General features: G+C 70.5%; 13 protein-coding genes, 1 tRNA gene and 1 pseudogene. 10 read left to right on the forward strand and 5 right to left on the reverse strand.

All coding sequences use genetic code 11. The features are described 5' to 3' along the window. Positions 1 to 77: 77 nt before the first annotated feature. The gene (locus tag EF387_RS17320; RefSeq protein WP_128377454.1) at positions 78 to 1553 is read left to right on the forward strand and encodes an aminopeptidase P family protein; all 1476 of its coding nucleotides are present in this window, start codon (positions 78 to 80) and stop codon (positions 1551 to 1553) included. 129 nt (positions 1554 to 1682) lie between these two features. Here the strand turns inward: EF387_RS17320 and EF387_RS17325 are convergent. After that, a pseudogene (locus EF387_RS17325) lies at positions 1683 to 2546 on the reverse strand (triphosphoribosyl-dephospho-CoA synthase). A 313-nt stretch (positions 2547 to 2859) separates the two neighbouring features. Continuing rightward, the gene (locus EF387_RS17335) at positions 2860 to 3312 is read right to left on the reverse strand and encodes an ATP-binding protein (RefSeq protein ID WP_128377455.1); all 453 of its coding nucleotides are present in this window, start codon (positions 3310 to 3312) and stop codon (positions 2860 to 2862) included. 329 nt (positions 3313 to 3641) lie between these two features. Here EF387_RS17335 and EF387_RS17340 point away from each other — a divergent pair, with 329 nt between their 5' ends. The 9 genes from EF387_RS17340 (at position 3642) to EF387_RS17385 (ending at position 14089) form a co-directional block, all read left to right on the forward strand. Next, a complete protein-coding gene (locus tag EF387_RS17340) occupies positions 3642 to 4412 on the forward strand; it encodes a hypothetical protein (protein ID WP_202918297.1) in 771 nt (256 codons plus the stop codon). A gap of 115 nt (positions 4413 to 4527) precedes the next feature. Continuing rightward, a complete protein-coding gene (locus EF387_RS17345) occupies positions 4528 to 5280 on the forward strand; it encodes a YcnI family copper-binding membrane protein (protein WP_128377456.1) in 753 nt (250 codons plus the stop codon). A gap of 73 nt (positions 5281 to 5353) precedes the next feature. After that, positions 5354 to 6043, forward strand: a complete 690-nt coding sequence (locus EF387_RS17355) for an SCO family protein (protein WP_128377457.1) — start codon at positions 5354 to 5356, stop codon at positions 6041 to 6043. Next, positions 6040 to 6519, forward strand: a complete 480-nt coding sequence (locus EF387_RS17360) for a copper chaperone PCu(A)C (RefSeq protein ID WP_238431565.1) — start codon at positions 6040 to 6042, stop codon at positions 6517 to 6519. Before EF387_RS17355 ends, EF387_RS17360 begins: the two co-directional genes overlap by 4 nt. 14 nt (positions 6520 to 6533) lie before the next feature. After that, positions 6534 to 8906 carry a copper resistance protein CopC gene (locus EF387_RS17365; RefSeq protein WP_128377458.1) on the forward strand — a complete coding sequence of 791 codons (2373 nt, stop codon included), beginning with the start codon at positions 6534 to 6536 and terminating at the stop codon, positions 8904 to 8906. Between the two features lie 2 nt (positions 8907 to 8908). Then, a complete protein-coding gene (gene efeB / locus EF387_RS17370; protein WP_128377459.1) occupies positions 8909 to 10243 on the forward strand; it encodes an iron uptake transporter deferrochelatase/peroxidase subunit in 1335 nt (444 codons plus the stop codon). An 82-nt stretch (positions 10244 to 10325) separates the two neighbouring features. Beyond that, positions 10326 to 11258, forward strand: a complete 933-nt coding sequence (gene pheA / locus EF387_RS17375) for a prephenate dehydratase (RefSeq protein ID WP_128377460.1) — start codon at positions 10326 to 10328, stop codon at positions 11256 to 11258. Between the two features lie 747 nt (positions 11259 to 12005). Further along, on the forward strand, positions 12006 to 13283 hold the full coding sequence (gene serS, locus EF387_RS17380) for a serine--tRNA ligase (RefSeq protein ID WP_128377461.1): 1278 nt from the start codon (positions 12006 to 12008) through the stop codon (positions 13281 to 13283). Continuing rightward, on the forward strand, positions 13280 to 14089 hold the full coding sequence (locus tag EF387_RS17385; RefSeq protein WP_128377462.1) for an HAD family hydrolase: 810 nt from the start codon (positions 13280 to 13282) through the stop codon (positions 14087 to 14089). Before serS ends, EF387_RS17385 begins: the two co-directional genes overlap by 4 nt. A gap of 218 nt (positions 14090 to 14307) precedes the next feature. On the opposite strand, the gene EF387_RS17390 is transcribed toward EF387_RS17385, so the two are convergent. From EF387_RS17390 to EF387_RS17400, 3 genes are all read right to left on the reverse strand, one after another. Beyond that, a tRNA-Ser gene (locus tag EF387_RS17390) sits at positions 14308 to 14392 on the reverse strand. Positions 14393 to 14656: 264 nt separating this feature from the next. Then, positions 14657 to 14893, reverse strand: a complete 237-nt coding sequence (locus EF387_RS17395) for an SGM_3592 family protein (RefSeq protein ID WP_128377463.1) — start codon at positions 14891 to 14893, stop codon at positions 14657 to 14659. A 144-nt stretch (positions 14894 to 15037) separates the two neighbouring features. Then, positions 15038 to 15757, reverse strand: coding sequence for an ABC transporter permease (locus tag EF387_RS17400; protein ID WP_128377464.1), 720 nt, complete (start codon positions 15755 to 15757; stop codon positions 15038 to 15040). Positions 15758 to 15762 lie beyond the last annotated feature (5 nt).

Raw genomic sequence — 15762 nt, forward strand, 5'->3', positions numbered from 1 at the left:
GTGACGGGACTTACCACTGCGGAACCCCCGCCCGTACGACCGTACGATGGAGGGGGTCCAGTGCCGTCACAAGGAGGATGACCGTGGCCGACGAGCTCCCGGAGACCCCGGAAGAGACGGAAGAGCCGATCAAGCAGCGCAAGAACGGCCTGTACCCGGGCGTGTCCGACGAGCTGGCCGAGAACATGAAGTCCGGCTGGGCCGACACCGAACTGCACGGCCTGGAGCCGATCCCCCAGGCGGAGCGCACGGCCGCCCGCCGTGCGGCCCTCTCGGCGCGTTTCCCCGGTGAGCGGCTGGTCATTCCCGCCGGCAACCTCAAGACCCGCTCGAACGACACGGACTACCCGTTCCGCGCCTCGGTCGAGTACGCGTACCTCACCGGAAACCAGACCGAGGACGGCGTCCTGGTCCTGGAACCGACGAGCCTCCCGGACGGGACGAACGGCCACGAGGCGACGATCTATCTGCTGCCGCGCTCCGACCGGGAGAACGGCGAGTTCTGGCTTGACGGACACGGCGAGCTGTGGGTCGGCCGCCGCCACTCCCTGACCGAGGCCGAACAGCTGTACGGCATCCCGGCCTCGGATGTGCGCGAACTGCCCGCCAAGCTCAAGGAGGCCACCGGCCCGGTCCGCGTCGTGCGCGGCCACGACACCGGGCTCGAGGGCGCGCTCACCGACAAGGTGACCGCCGAGCGCGACGAGGAGCTGCGGGTCTTCCTGTCCGAAGCCCGGCTGGTCAAGGACGAGTTCGAGATCGGCGAACTGCAGAAAGCCGTCGACTCGACCGTGCGCGGCTTCGAGGACGTCGTGAAGGTGCTGGACAAGGCCGAGGCGACGAGCGAGCGGTACATCGAGGGAACGTTCTTCCTGCGCGCCCGGGTCGAGGGCAACGACGTCGGCTACGGCTCGATCTGCGCCGCCGGCCCGCATGCCTGCACCCTGCACTGGGTGCGCAACGACGGGCCCGTGCGCGCCGGGGACCTGCTCCTGCTGGACGCCGGCGTGGAGACGCACACGCTGTACACCGCCGACGTCACACGCACGCTGCCGGTCAACGGCACGTACAGCGAGATCCAGCGGAAGATCTACGACGCCGTGTACGAGGCCCAGGAGGCCGGTATCGCGGCCGTGCGGCCGGGCGCCAAGTACCGGGACTTCCATGACGCCGCGCAGCGCGTGCTGGCCGAGAAGCTCGTCGGGTGGGGTCTGGTGGAAGGCCCGGTCGAGCGGGTCCTGGAGCTCGGACTGCAGCGCCGCTGGACACTGCACGGCACCGGGCACATGCTCGGCATGGACGTCCACGACTGCGCCGCCGCGCGCACCGAGACCTACGTCGACGGCACGCTGGAGCCCGGCATGGTCCTCACCGTTGAGCCGGGCCTGTACTTCCAGGCGGACGACCTGACCGTGCCCGAGGAGTACCGGGGCATCGGCGTCCGCATCGAGGACGACATCCTGGTGACCGAGGACGGCAGCCGGAACCTGTCGGCCGGGCTGCCCCGGCGTTCCGACGAGGTCGAGGCGTGGATGGCGTCCTTGAAGGGCTGATTCCACTTCGCCGTCCTGAAGGATGGACTCCTTCTTCGCCGTGCACGCAGGGATGAGCCTCCTTCACCATCCTGAAGGCTGTGAAGGGCGGCTCCCTCCCTGCCGTGCGCGCCTTTCGGTGCGCGGACGTCAGGCAGCGCGTGCCGGCGTACCGAGGGCCGTCGGCAGCGCGTCCAGGAACAGCGCCCCCGTCAGCAGTGCCCCGCTGCCGCGCGGCCGCCACGCGCGCGTGCAGGTCGGCGTCGAAGGCCTCCAGCACCCGGCGGCCGCCCGGCGTCGAGCTGCCGCCCGCCTCAAGGACCCCGCGGGCGCCAGCCTGTACGTGGCGCAGGTCGTGCGGCCCCGCCTGGTGCAGCAGCCCGGCGTCCTGGAAGGTGGACATAACGGTCAGCAGGGCGTCCAGCCGGGCGTACTGTTCCGCGGCGCCCGCCCGGCGCGCCGCGGCCAGTGCGTCCCAGGCGCGGCGTACGTGCGGGAAGCCGGCCCGAGCCTCGCCCCGGGCGCCCGCCCCCCGAACTTCGCCGAGACGGTCGACCCCTGTGACGGCACCCGCGGGGCCCGCCGGTCCGCGTGCGCGGCGATCAGCTTGGCCGTCATGGTGAGTTCACGTGGCGCCGCGCCGGGTTCCAGGGCCGCCGCGGCGACGAGCAGCCCAAGGACCCACACCGCGCCCCGGTGACCGCCGCCGGCGCCCTCCTGTGGATAGCCGGACGCGGTCAACGCCACCGAGTGCTCCGTAGAGCGCCCGATCGCCGCCAGTTCCTCGCGCAGCCCCCGCGTCGGCCCGCCGGTGCGCCGCGCTGCCGCCGCCATCGCGGTGAGGCCGGGCACCAGCGCCTTGGCGGACCAGCGGCGGGCACGCAGGTCCCGGCCGGTGGTACCGGCCCCGAGATCGCGTGGATCCGGCAGTCCCGGCTTGGGCTCCAGTTCCAGCTGCCCGGTCGGCGCGGCCACCGCGGCCCGCGCCAGCGTTTCGTCCGACCGTGCGGTCATCGCGGCCATCGGCCCTTCCTGGAGGTGCAGTTCGTGATCGGGTCGTCTTGGTGGTGTCCTGCACGGTGATGCGGAGCGTCAACGGAACCCCGCGCTTGCCCTCCGTGATGTCTTTGCGCACCAGAGCACCGTCGAGGTGCGTCGACGGGAAGTTACGAACGGCGGCCATCAGTGACATGGGGCCGGGCTGTGCAGGAGCTGAGAATGGTGAAAGGGCGGAAGCCGGCGGATACCGGATCCTGAGGCGATGCGCGACGGGCTCAGGAGGCTTGGCTCGGCGTATCGGTGGCGCCCTCTCAGGTCGTGGCCGACCTCAACTGGCCACCAGTGGTGCGTCCTTGCGCCACTTGAGGATCTTGTCGAAGCTGACCACCGCGCCGCCCTTGCCCGGCTTGTTGCCGATGTGGACGTGGTCGGCGAGTTCCTGGATCAGCCGCAGGCCACGGCCGTGCTCGGCATCGACGGCCGGCGGGCGGACCGGTGCGCGGGCCGGTCCGGAGGGGAAACCCGGTCCCGAGTCGGCCACTTCGATACGGCACTTCTCACCGTCGAGGTAGGCGGTCACCCGGTACGCGCCCGACGCCTCGGGGGCGGACCGGCCCCCGTGCTCGACTGCGTTCGCGCAGGCCTCGCTGAGCGCGAGGGAGAGGTCGTAGGAGATGTCCGGGTCGACGCCCGCGGTCTCCATCGTGCCGAGCAGCAGCCGCCTGGCGAGCGGAACGCTCGCAGCCTCACGCCGCAGATGGAGGGACCACCAGATGCTCATGCTCCAGCCTCCTGGCCGCGGCTCGACATACCCCTACGTATTGCCGCAAGGGCGCGTGTGCAATCTCATAGGCGAAGTGATACCGCCCATACAGCGGATGCGCTGCCGGCGATCATCAGGTATGGCCCTGCGTTGCGAGCTGAGCCTCCGAGAGGCGATCAGGGCCCGGACCTGGATGGGGAGCGGTACTCGGCCCGGACGGTGTGCCCTGTCGGGGCGGACGGCCGTCGGGCGGGCGACTCCATGCACACAGTGATGTTCCGGGACGTACGGCATCTTGCGGACCTGCCGCGGGGGGCGGGCGACGCCAGTGCGATGATGAGCCCGCCATGTCTGCCCCCCACCGGCGCGCCGGACGCGATCTCAGGCTGCTGCGGGCCGCGGTGTTCGCCGCGGTCTGCGTTCTGCTGTCCGCCGCGGGTCACGGTCTGGCCTCATGCGAGACGCTGCCGTTGTGGACGCTGGGCGCCGGGTTCCTCGCCGTCTTCGCCGTCGCCGCGGCGCTGGCCGGGCGGGAGCGGTCGCTTCCCGGCATCACAGGGGTGCTCGCTGTGGGACAGGTCACCCTCCACGCGCTGTTCGGGCTGGGGCAGCGGCACGGCACGACGATGACCGTGGACAGTGCGGACGCCGCACTCGTCGAGCGCGCCGCCCGGCTCCTGTGCGGTACTACGACGGCGGCGATCAGTCCGGCGCGGGCCCGGCGTGTCCTCGCCGAGGCAGGACTCGACCCGGCCGCGCAGGACACGGCACAGCACACCGCGACAAGCACGTCCGTGGCGTCCGCCTTTCCATCGCTGGCCATGCTGCTCGGCCATGTCCTCGCGGCGGTCGCCGCGGGCTGGCTGCTCCGCCACGGTGACCTGGCGCTGCTGCGGTTGTCGCGGCTCTCGGGGGAATACGCACTCGTACGCTCCCTGCGCGGGGCGCTCGCGCTGGTGCGCGCACTGCGGACCGGGCTGCCGGGGGCACCGGACGCGGCCCCGCACGTCCCTCTCGGTGCCCTGCGCGCGCCGTCGGCGCCGCGCACCACCGCGCTCCAACATTCAGTGATCCGGCGTGGTCCGCCCGCTGCGGCGGCGTTCCGCCTCGCTGCCTGACGCGACGCGCCACTCCACGAAGGGGTGCCCGTCGTGCGGCACGCGCGCGTGCCCGCCTGCTGCGGGTGTGCGATCCCCTTACATCGGACCACCGACAAGTGGAGTTCTCCCTGCCATGAAGGCTTCCCGTATCGCCGCCGCCGGCGCCGTCGCCGCCTCGGCCGTTCTCGCCCTGTCCGTGCCTGCCTTCGCGCACGTCAGCGTGGCGCCGGAGGGCGAGGCCCCCAAGGGCGGTTATGCGACCGTCAACTTCAAGGTGCCCAACGAACGTGACAACGCCTCGACCACCAAGCTCGAGGTGACCATGCCGGCCGACCACCCGCTCGCGTCGGTGATGCCGGAGGCCGTCGACGGCTGGGACGTGAAGGTCACCAGGAGCAAGCTCGACAAGCCCTTGGAGATGCACGGCAAGAAGATCACCGAGGCGGTGACCAAGGTCACCTGGACCGCCGACGGCAGGGGCATCGAGCCCGGCTACTTCCAGAAGTTCCCGCTCTCCATCGGCGCACTGCCCGAGGACACCGACGAATTGGTGTTCAAGGCCATCCAGACCTACTCCAACAAGGACGTCGCGCGCTGGATCGAGGTGCCGCAGGACGGGCAGGAGGAGCCGGAGAACCCCGCGCCGGTACTCGCGCTGTCCGCCGCATCGGAGGACGGCCACCACGACTCCGTCGACACGGCCGCCGGCGCAAAGGCCGAGACCGCCTCGCAGAAGACCGGCGCCGAACAGACCACGGCGGCTCCCGCCGACACCGGCGGCAGCGACACCACCGCCCGTGTCCTCGCGGTGGTGGGCATCGTCGTCGGCGCCGTGGGCGTGGCGTACGGCGACCCGGCCCGCCGCCGCCGACGCACCACCGCCTGAGCCCACGACCACCACTTGGGCATCCCCCGCAGCCCCGTCCGGGGCCGGGGGTGTCCCCTCGGGAGATTGCAACATGCACAAGAAGACACGCACCAAGGCCCTGTCGACGGCCGCTCTCCTCACGGTCGGCGTGTTCGCGCTGTCCGCCTGCGGCGGGGGCAGCAGCGACGACGCCAACGCCCCTGTGGCGCAGGTTTCGGCGGAGTCGGGCACGAGCAAGGCGGCCACGGTGCTGGACAAGCCGTTCGAGAAGCCCGACCTGATCCTCACCGACACCAACGGGAAGAAGTACGACTTCCGAGCCGAGACCCAGGGCAAGCCGACCCTGCTCTACTTCGGCTACACGAACTGCCCCGACGTCTGCCCGCTGACGATGAACAACCTCGCCGTCGCCAAGAAGGAGATCGACAAGAGCAAGCAGCTGACGCAGGCCCAGAAGGACTCGCTGCGCATCGTCCTCGTCACCACCGACCCGGAGCGCGACACGCCCTCGGCGCTCGGCAAGTGGCTCAAGGGCATCGATCCCGAGGTCATCGGTCTGAGCGGGGACTTCGCCACCATTCAGGCGGGCGCGCGGCAGTTGGGCATCACCATCGAGGCGCCCACCAAGGACAAGGCCGGCAAGGTCGTCTCCCAGCACGGCACCCAGGTCATCGCGTTCTCCCCGAAGACCGACGGGGGTTATGTGCTCTACGACGAGGACGCCACCGTGGAGGACTACACCAAGGACATGCCCAAGATCATCAAGGGTGAGAATCCGTGACAGTACCCGGCCGGCGGGCCGTGGCCTTCGGTGTGGCGGTGGCCGTCGCCGCCGTCCTCACCGGCTGCGGTTCGGCAGAACGGTCCTCCGCCAAGGCAGCGGCCGAACCAGAGCTGCGGGTCACGGGCGCCTATATGCCGGCGCCCGTCACGGACGCCATGGCGGCCGGCTTCTTCGTCGTACGCAACTCCGGAGGCGCCGACACGCTCCTCTCGGTCCGCAGTGACCTCGCGAACCAGGTGACCATGCACTCCACCAAGGACGGTGTGATGCAGGAACAGAAGACGTTCAGCGTGCCCGCCGGCGGCACGCTGAACTTCGAGAGCGGCGGCAGCCATCTGATGTTCGAGAAGCTCACGCACAAGCCGAAGCAGGGCGAAAAGGTGACGGTGGAACTGCGCTTCCGGAAGGCGGGCAGGATCGACGTCCAACTCCCGGTGAAGCCGCCGACGTACAACCCCAAGTCCGGGCGCTGAGGGAGGGATCACCGATGAGGCAGACCACCGCTCCCCCGCAGAGCGCCGCTCGCCCGCAGACCGCCGCACGCCCGGGGCGGGCCTTCGTTCCCCGGCTGCGGACGCTGCTGCTGCTGGTCCTCGCGGTGGCCGGCGCACTGCTCGCCGGTGCCGCGCCCGTGTCCGCGCACGCCGCGCTGACGGGAAGCGACCCGGCGCAGGGAGCGGTGGTCGACAAGGCGCCCTCCCGGGTCTCGCTGACCTTCTCCGAAGAGGTCGCCCTGTCCGACGACTCGGTACGGGTGCTCGACCCCAAGGGCAAGCGGGTCGACACCGGAAAGACGTCCGAAGCGGGCGGCAACACCTATGCCGTGAGCCTGCACTCGGGTCTGCCGGACGGCACGTTCACCGTCACCTACCAGGTGGTCTCGGCGGACAGCCACCCCGTCTCAGGCGCCTTCACCTTCTCCGTGGGCGCTCCGTCCAGCACGTCCGTCTCGGCCTCCGAGCAGACCGCGGGCGGCGGAGTGGTAGGGGCGCTCTACGGGTTCGGGCGCTATCTGTCGTACGCGGGATTCATCGTGCTCGTCGGAGGCACCGCCTTCGTGCTGACCTGCTGGCAGCCTGGGGCCGGTCAACGGCCGGTGCAGCGCTTGGTGGTCGCCGGGTGGCTCGCGCTGACCGTCGGCACGCTGATGCTCCTGCTGCTGCGCGGCTCGTACACCGGCTCCGGGAAGCTCTCCGACGTCTTCGACCTGAGCCCACTCGCCACCGTGCTCCAGACGAAGATGGGCGCCGCGCTGGTCTCCCGGTTGCTGCTGCTCTCCGCGGGTGCGCTGTTCATCGCGGTGCTTTTCGGGGCGTACGCGCGGCGGGAGCAGGAGAGCCGGGCGATCGAAGGCGAGCGGGCCCGACGTACGAAGCGGGCCGAGGCTGTCGGGGCCGGCACGGAGGACGGTGACGGGGTGTCCGTCGCCGCCGGGACCGGCACTTCCGCCGAGTCCGGTGAGTCCGGCGGATCCGACGGCCGGGCGGGGGCCACCGCATCGGAGACGACCGACGCGGTCGACGCGGTCGACGCTGCTGCCGAGAAGCGGGACCTCACTTTCGGGCTGGCGATCGGCGGTTCGGTCGTGGCCATCGGCCTGGCCGCGACCTGGGCGCTGGCCGAGCACGCCTCGACCGGCATCCAGACCGGGCTCGCGATGCCCGTCGATGTGGTGCATCTGCTGGCCGTCGCGGTCTGGCTGGGCGGACTCGCCGCGCTGCTCACGGTGTTGTTCCGGACGTCGGCGCCGGCGATCGAGGTATCCGCGGTGCGGCGCTTCTCCCGGCTGGCGTTCGGCAGCGTCGCCGTACTGGCCGCGACCGGTACCTACCAGGGCTGGCGCCAGACCGGCTCCTGGTCCGCGCTCACCGACACCTCGTACGGGCGGTGGCTGCTGGTCAAGGTCGGCCTGGTCGCCGTGATGGTGGGCGCCGCGTGGATCTCGCGGCGGTGGACCGGTCGGCTGGCGGAGACTCCGATGGCGGTGGCCGTGGCGGAAAGGGAGCCCGCGGCGGTGGGTTCGGTCGCCGTGAAGGCTTCGGTGGGTGCCGCCGCGAACGGCTCGAGCGGTGCCTCCTCGGATGCCGACCCAGCCTCGGAGGTGTCGAAGGGTTCGGGCAACGCCGACGTCGGTTTGGGTAACACCGAGGTTCCTGAGGTCGCCGGACCCGCGGAGGCCGAGGCAGCTGCCTCGCGCTACGCGGCCGACGGCCGTGCCTCCGACTCCCCCGACGGCTCGGGCGCCCCCAACGGCTCGGCGGGCACCGCGAGCTCCGGTGACTCCCTCCGCGCCGCTCAACTCGCCCGGCAGGAGGCCGCCGTGGCCACCGCGCGGGCGAAGCGGTTGCGCGACGCCGACCCATCGCGGCCCGGGTTGCGCCGGTCGGTGCTCGCGGAGACGGCGGTCGCCGTGGTCGTGCTCGCCGTCACCACCGTCCTGACGTCGACCGAGCCGGGGCGTACGGAGGAGCAGGTCAAGGCGGCATCGGCGGCCTCGGCGTCCGAATCCGCCCCGTCCAGCGCGCTCACCCTGGACATGTCCTTCGACACCGGGGGCGAGGACGGCAAGGGCGTCGTGCGGATCGACCTCGACCCGGCGCGCGTCGGCGCCAACGTGATGCACGTCTATGTGCAGCGCCCCAACGGCCGGGCCTTCGACGTCCCCGAGGTGAAGGTCGCCTTCACCCTGGAATCCAAGAAGATCGGTCCGTTGCCCGTCACGCCCGACCGCGTCGCCACCGGGCACTGGAGCGCGCGTGGGGTGCAGATCCCCATGGCGGGCGACTGGCAGGTCGAGGTCACCGTACGGACGTCGGACATCGACCAGGTGACCGTCGACAAGAACGCAGAGATCGGCTGAACATGGCTGGACAGTCCACGCCGGAGGCGACCCCGCCCAAGAACTCGTCCCCCTTGGAGCGCACCTCGGGGAAGAGCCTTCCCTCCCAAGAGGCCGTGTCCGACGGCATTGCCTCCAAGGGCTCGATCTCGCGACGGCGTCTGCTCGGTACCGCGGGCGTCACCGGACTCGCGCTGGGGACGGCCGGCGCCGCAGGCGGATACGCCACCGCGGCCGCCGCCGACGAGGAGACCCCTCTCACCTCGGTCGGCGCCGACCAGGTGGCGTTTCACGTGAAACACCAGCCCGGCATCACGACACCACTCCAGGCTCGGGGCCACCTCATCGCCTTCGACCTCGCGGCAGGCGCGGGCCGCAAGGAGGCGGCCGCCCTGCTGCGCCGTTGGTCGGACACGGCCCGGAGGCTGATGGCGGGCGAGGCGAGCGCGCAGGACGACACGGACGTCGCCCGCGACGCCGGTCCGTCCTCCCTGACGGTCACTTTCGGTTTCGGGAACAGCTTCTTCGCACGTACGGGCCTTGAGAAACAACGTCCTGAGGCCCTCGACCCGCTGCCCGACTTCTCCTCCGACCACTTGGACAAGTCGCGCAGCAACGGCGACCTGTGGGTACAGATCGGCGCCAACGACGCTCTGGTCGCCTTCCACGCCCTGCGCGCCATCCAGAAGGACGCGGGCGCCGCGGCCCGTGTGCGCTGGCAGATGAACGGCTTCAACCGCTCGCCCGGCGCCACCGCACAGCCGATGACGGCCCGCAACCTGATGGGTCAGATCGACGGCACTCGCAACCCGAAGCCCACCGAAGCCGACTTCGACAAGCGGATCTTCGTGCCCGCCTCGGGTGACCCGGAGTGGATGGCGAACGGCTCGTACGCCGTCGTGCGCCGGATCCGCATGCTCCTCGACGACTGGGAGAAGCTCTCGGTCAAGGACCAGGAGGACGTCATCGGGCGCCGGAAGTCCGACGGCGCACCGCTCACCGGCGGGACCGAGACGACCGAGATGGACCTGGAGAAGACCGACGCCGACGGGAAGCTGATCGTTCCTGTCAACGCACACGCCAGAATCACCCGGCCCGACCAGAACGGGGGGGCCGCGATGCTGCGCCGCCCGTTCTCCTTCCACGACGGCATCGACGCCGACGGGGTGCCCGATGCGGGTCTGCTCTTCATCTGCTGGCAGGCGGACCCGGTGCGCGGCTTCGTGCCGGTCCAGCGCAAGCTCGACCGCGGAGACGCGTTGTCGCAGTTCATCCGGCACGAGGCGAGCGGGCTGTTCGCCGTGCCGGGCGGGGCGGCCGAGGGGGAGTACGTGGGGCAGCGGTTGCTGGAGGGGTGAAAGAGGCTTCCCGAGGCGGGGGCCGGTGCGAGGTTGTCCACAGGCGTCAGCCACAATCCGCCGGGCCCATTAGGGTGACCCCATGCCAGCCAGCTATGCGTATCTCGGTCCCGAAGGCACCTTCACCGAGGTCGCCCTCCGTACGCTCCCGGAAGCCGCGACCCGGGAGCTCGTCCCGATGGTGTCCGTACCGGCGGCGCTCGATGCCGTCCGGGCTGGTGAGGCCGAGGCCGCCTTCGTACCGATCGAGAACTCGGTGGAGGGCGGCATCACCACCACGCTCGACGAGCTGGTGGCGGGTGATCCGCTGATGATCTACCGCGAGGTGCTCCTGTCGATCACCTTCGCCCTGCTCGTCCGGCCGGGGACCAAGCTCTCGGAGATCAAGACGGTGACCGCACACCCGGCCGCACAGCCGCAGGTGCGCAACTGGCTTCGGCACAACCTCCCGGACGCCGTCTGGGAGTCGGCGGCCTCGAACGCGGACGGGGCACGCCTGGTCCAGGAGGGCCGCTACGACGCTGCCTTCGCGGGCGAGTTCGCGGCGTCGCGCTACGGTCTGCAGGCGCTGGAGACCGGCATTCACGACGCGGAGAACGCCCAGACGAGGTTCGTGCTGGTGGGCCGCCCGGCCCGCCCGGCGGCGCCGACGGGTGCGGACAAGACGTCGGTGGTCATCTGGCAGCGGGACGACCACCCCGGCGCTCTGCTGGAACTGCTCCAGGAGTTCGCCGTGCGCGGCGTCAACCTGATGCTGCTGCAGTCCCGGCCCACGGGCGAGGGAATCGGCAACTACTGCTTCGCCATCGACGCCGAGGGCCACATCTCGGACCGGCGCGTGGGCGAGGCCCTCATGGGCCTGAAGCGAGTCTGCCCCCAGGTGCGCTTCCTCGGCTCCTACCCGCGGGCGGGGGTCGACCCGAAAGACGTCCGCACGCCGCGGGCCGGTACCTCGGAAAGCGAGTTCGTGGCGGCGTCCGACTGGCTGGCTCGCTGCCAGGACGGCCGTTTCTGATCGGTCGCGGTCGGCGACGACGGCGCGGCGGGTGCGAGGCCGCCTCACTACCATGCTGAGCTGCCCAGCCCCAGCGACCGCGCCACCCGCCAGTGCCCAGCCCGCGCGACCGTGACCCCCTCCAGTTTCCAGCCCTCCCCGCCGCAGGTAGTTTTCCCTTCAGCCACACCAGCCCCTGCAGTCTCGCGATGGATACGCCGAGGCGCCGGACCGGGGTCCGACCTGCAGGTTCGCGTTGTCCACAGAAGTTATCCACAGGTTTGCTTCTCGACCTGGGGACAAGTCGACAACCTGGCGCCGCACAGTCGACAAATCCCCCACTGGGCGATGCTCGGACCGCAGCTCCGTTCCCTGGCCGTCGTCCACTCTTTTCCGGCATGCAATCCATTGGGGGAACTATTTACACCCAAAAGTGAAGCTATATGCGGTTTGACCCGGGAATTCTTCATCCTGCTCACACCGCTCAGAACGATCAGTTCCGAAATCCACAGATCTTCCGCACAGCCTGTGGATAACTCTCCGGGAAGGGTCACCCCCTGTGGACAACCATGTCGGCAGCGTGGCCCAGATCCGGCTGCACCACAGGGTTCGCGGTCAACGCGACACCTACGGGCGCACCGGCCCGAGGGGTTGCCGCTCTCTGACTTGACCGGGCATCCGGTGAGATATTTCGCTCATAAGGCGACAGAAGGAGCGCACAGGGTTATCGAGTCGTGAGCCCGAAGCACACACCGGTAGCCTTGAGGGGTGATTGACCTTCGCCTGCTCCGTGAGGACCCCGACCGTGTGCGCGCGTCGCAGCGCGCCCGTGGAGAGGACGTCGCACTCGTCGACGCCCTGATCTCCGCCGACGAGCGGCGCAGGTCGTCCGGCGTCCGTTTCGACGAGCTGCGGGCCGAACAGAAGCAGCTCGGCAAGCTCATCCCGAAGGCCTCGGCCGAGGAGAAGGCCGACCTGCTGAAGCGGGCCGAACAACTCAAGGCCGACGTCAAGGCGGCCGACGCCGCACAGGACGAGGCCGCGGCCGAGACCCAGGAACTCCTCCTGCAGCTGGGCAACCTCGTGCACCCCGACGTCCCGGTCGGCGGCGAGGAGGACTTCGTCACGCTGGAGACGCACGGCACGATCCGCGACTTCGCCGCCGAGGGCTTCGAGCCCAAGGACCACCTCGAACTCGGGGCGACGCTCGGCGCGATCGACGTCGAGCGCGGCGCGAAGGTCTCCGGTTCCCGCTTCTACTTCCTCACCGGTGTCGGCGCGCTGCTGGAACTCGCCCTGGTCAACGCGGCGATCGCGCAGGCCACCGCCGCCGGTTTCACGCCCATGCTCACCCCGGCGCTGGTCCGCCCGCAGTCGATGGCCGGCACCGGCTTCCTCGGCCAGGCCGCGCAGGACGTCTACCACCTGGAGAAGGACGAGCTCTACCTCGTCGGCACCTCCGAGGTACCGCTGGCGGCGTACCACATGGACGAGATCATCGACGCCGACCGGCTGCCGCTGCGCTACGCGGGCTTCTCGCCCTGCTTCCGCCGCGAGGCCGGCTCGCACGGCAAGGACACGCGTGGCATCTTCCGCGTGCACCAGTTCGACAAGGTCGAGATGTTCTCCTACGTCGCCCCGGAGGACTCGCAGGCCGAGCACCAGCGGCTGCTGGAGTGGGAGAAGCAGTGGCTGACCTCGCTCGAGCTGCCGTTCCGTGTGATCGACGTGGCGACCGGTGACCTCGGCTCCTCGGCTGCCCGCAAGTTCGACTGCGAGGCGTGGATCCCGACTCAGGGCAAGTACCGCGAGCTGACCTCCACCTCGGACTGCACCGAGTTCCAGTCGCGTCGGCTGTCGATCCGGATGCGCGACGGCAAGCAGGTCAGGCCGCTCGCGACGCTGAACGGAACGCTGTGCGCGGTGCCTCGCACAATCGTGGCGATCTTGGAGAACCACCAGCAGGCCGACGGCTCCGTACGGGTGCCGGAAGTTCTGCGTCCGTATCTCGGTGGCCGGGAACTCCTGGAGCCCGTGGCCAAGTGAGCGCGGCTTTCCCGTACAAGCTGATCGCCACCGACCTCGACGGAACGCTCCTGCGCTCCGACGCAACGGTCTCCACCCGTACGCGCGAGGCGCTCGCCGCGGCGAGCGCGGCAGGCGCCCAGCACATCGTGGTCACGGGGCGTGCCGTGCCCTGGACGAAGCACGTCCTCGACGACCTCGGTTACGAGGGCCTCGCGGTCTGCGGGCAGGGCGCGCAGGTCTATCACGCCGGTGAGCACCGGCTGCTGACTGCGGTGACACTGGACCGGCAGATCGCGGGGCTGGCGCTCGCCAAGGTCGAGGCGGAGGTCGGGCCGCTGCTGCTCGCGGCGAGCCGTGCGGGGCTCGACGGCGATGTGCTGGTCGGGCCGGGCTACCGCTACGAGGAGGGGCCGCTGCCGTACGTCCCGATCACCAGTGCGGAGGACCTCTGGTCGGCGCCGCTGAACAAGGTGTACGTCCAGCACCCGACCCTCTCCGACGACGAACTGGCCCAAGCAGCGCACCAGGCCGCCGGTGGGCTGGTGGGTGTCACGATGGCGGGCGAGGGAATCGTGGAGCTCCTCCCGCTGGGCCTGAGCAAGGCCACGGGCCTCTCCCTGGCGGCCCGCCGACTGGGCGTGAAGGCCACGGAAAGCATCGCCTTCGGAGACATGCCCAACGACATCTCCATGTTCGCCTGGGCGTCCCACGGCGTGGCCATGGAGAACGCCCACGACGAGCTCAAGAGCGTGGCCGACGAGGTGACGGCCTCGAACGACGAGGACGGCATCGCGGTGGTACTGGAACGCCTGCTGGGCAGCTGACGCGGAGGCCCAGGCACGGGTCAGACCTCCCCGGCATGGGAGCCCGGCTGTGAGATGCCCTCCGGGACACCACCCTCACGGCGAAAGCCCGGCCCCGGTCCCAGCCCAAGGCAAGGGCCAGCTCAAAGCCAGGCCCAGCCCGAGGCGAAGCCCCGAAGAAGGCCGAACCCCACGGCACCCTGAGCAATGAACCGCCCAGTCACGGCGACAGCGTCCAGCGGAGGATGCGCGGATCGAACGCGCGCGGGAATGACCCCGACCACGGCTTAGCAAGCCGGTGCCTTACCACTCGGCCAATCCTCCGGGTGGGCGGCCCGCGCGAAGTCGCGCGCTCGAAGCGGCCGCCCCGGGCAGCTCCCGTGCGGGCGGGCTCGACGGAGGGTAGCTACTCCGGAACCCGCCGCGGGCTGCCCTGCAGGGAGCTCGACGTACTCTCGATGAACATCGTCGGCTCCTCTCCCAGAATGTGGCGCCGGCTCGTTCCGGCGTCGTCGACACAACAACTGTGCCCTGACCAGCCGTTGGGCGCCACCGAATTACTTCAGCGGGGTTCTGGGACGACAGGGCCTAACGCCTGCGCCACCTGCGCCGCCGGGCCTTGCTGAAGAGCCACCCCGCCGGCGGCTCGTCGGACCGCCAGGGCTGCGGATCGGGTGCCTGCTTGCGCCACCGCGCCGCCAGCATCCGCGCCCGCGCCGACGGTTCGCTGGTGTCGGCGGACCGTATGAAGTCTTCGTCGAGCACCACGTCGTCCCAGGCGTCGCCCACATCCCCCGAATCGTCGTTCCGGGCTGCCTCGGCCATCCCCGTTCCTCCTCCGTGTGCATCCCCTTGCCCAAGTGTGCGGATACGCATGTGAAGCCGACGTCAAGACGGACAACGGACCCCCTGCGCCGGGAGAGGGCTCCGCGCTGCACGCGTGCGTGCGTGCAGGCGCGGAGCCCTCTCTCACTCCTCCCCGGCCAGCGTCAGCGACCGAAGCCTCTGTCCGGCGTACCAGGTGGCGGCCACGGTGACCACGACCAGCAGTACGGTCGCCGCCGGCAGCCCGACGTCGGACGTGATCAGGTCTCCTCCGGAGACCTTTTGCGCCACCGCGAGGGACCACTGCTGGACACTGAGGTCCTTCGCCCCCGAGACCAGCGACCCGAACAGGGCCTCCCAGACCAGCGCGTAGACGAGCCCGAAGACCACCGCGTGCCGGGTGATCGTGCCGAGCAGCAGGAACAGGGACGCGTACGCGATGGAGGCGACCAGGGCGGCCACCGTGTAGGCGACGGCCACCTGCTGGCCGTTGCCGTTCAGGATCAGTCCGGACAGCAGGGTCGGAACCGCGGAGAACACCATGGTCACGGCGATGGCCACGATCAGCTTGGTGACGATGATGGTGGGCCGCTTGACCGGCTTGGCGAGCAGATACACCACCGAGCCGTCGTCGATCTCGGGTCCGATCGCGCCGGTTCCCGCGATGACGCCGATGATCGGCACCATGGTGGCGAGCGCCAGCCCGCCGAGCACATCGGCGGCGACCTGGTCGTCGGCGCCGGCCAGCACGCGCACCGCCACGGAGATCGCGATCAGCAGGACGGGCAGCGCGCCGAGGATGAGCGCCCGGCGACGGCCGAGCAGGGCCCGGTAGGTGAGCCGGGCGACTGTGGGGTCGTACATCTTCT

The organism is Streptomyces cavernae, assembly GCF_004023625.1.
GTDB classification, from domain to species: Bacteria; Actinomycetota; Actinomycetes; order Streptomycetales; family Streptomycetaceae; genus Streptomyces; species Streptomyces cavernae.

Coding starts and splice junctions, on each gene's coding strand:
- EF387_RS17320 (WP_128377454.1), top strand. CDS start 78: ATGACCGTGGCCGACGAGCTCCCGGAGACCCCGGAAGAGACGGAAGAG.
- EF387_RS17335 (WP_128377455.1), bottom strand. CDS start 3,312: ATGAGCATCTGGTGGTCCCTCCATCTGCGGCGTGAGGCTGCGAGCGTT.
- EF387_RS17340 (WP_202918297.1), top strand. CDS start 3,642: ATGTCTGCCCCCCACCGGCGCGCCGGACGCGATCTCAGGCTGCTGCGG.
- EF387_RS17345 (WP_128377456.1), top strand. CDS start 4,528: ATGAAGGCTTCCCGTATCGCCGCCGCCGGCGCCGTCGCCGCCTCGGCC.
- EF387_RS17355 (WP_128377457.1), top strand. CDS start 5,354: ATGCACAAGAAGACACGCACCAAGGCCCTGTCGACGGCCGCTCTCCTC.
- EF387_RS17365 (WP_128377458.1), top strand. CDS start 6,534: ATGAGGCAGACCACCGCTCCCCCGCAGAGCGCCGCTCGCCCGCAGACC.
- efeB (WP_128377459.1), top strand. CDS start 8,909: ATGGCTGGACAGTCCACGCCGGAGGCGACCCCGCCCAAGAACTCGTCC.
- pheA (WP_128377460.1), top strand. CDS start 10,326: ATGCCAGCCAGCTATGCGTATCTCGGTCCCGAAGGCACCTTCACCGAG.
- EF387_RS17395 (WP_128377463.1), bottom strand. CDS start 14,893: ATGGCCGAGGCAGCCCGGAACGACGATTCGGGGGATGTGGGCGACGCC.
- EF387_RS17400 (WP_128377464.1), bottom strand. CDS start 15,757: ATGTACGACCCCACAGTCGCCCGGCTCACCTACCGGGCCCTGCTCGGC.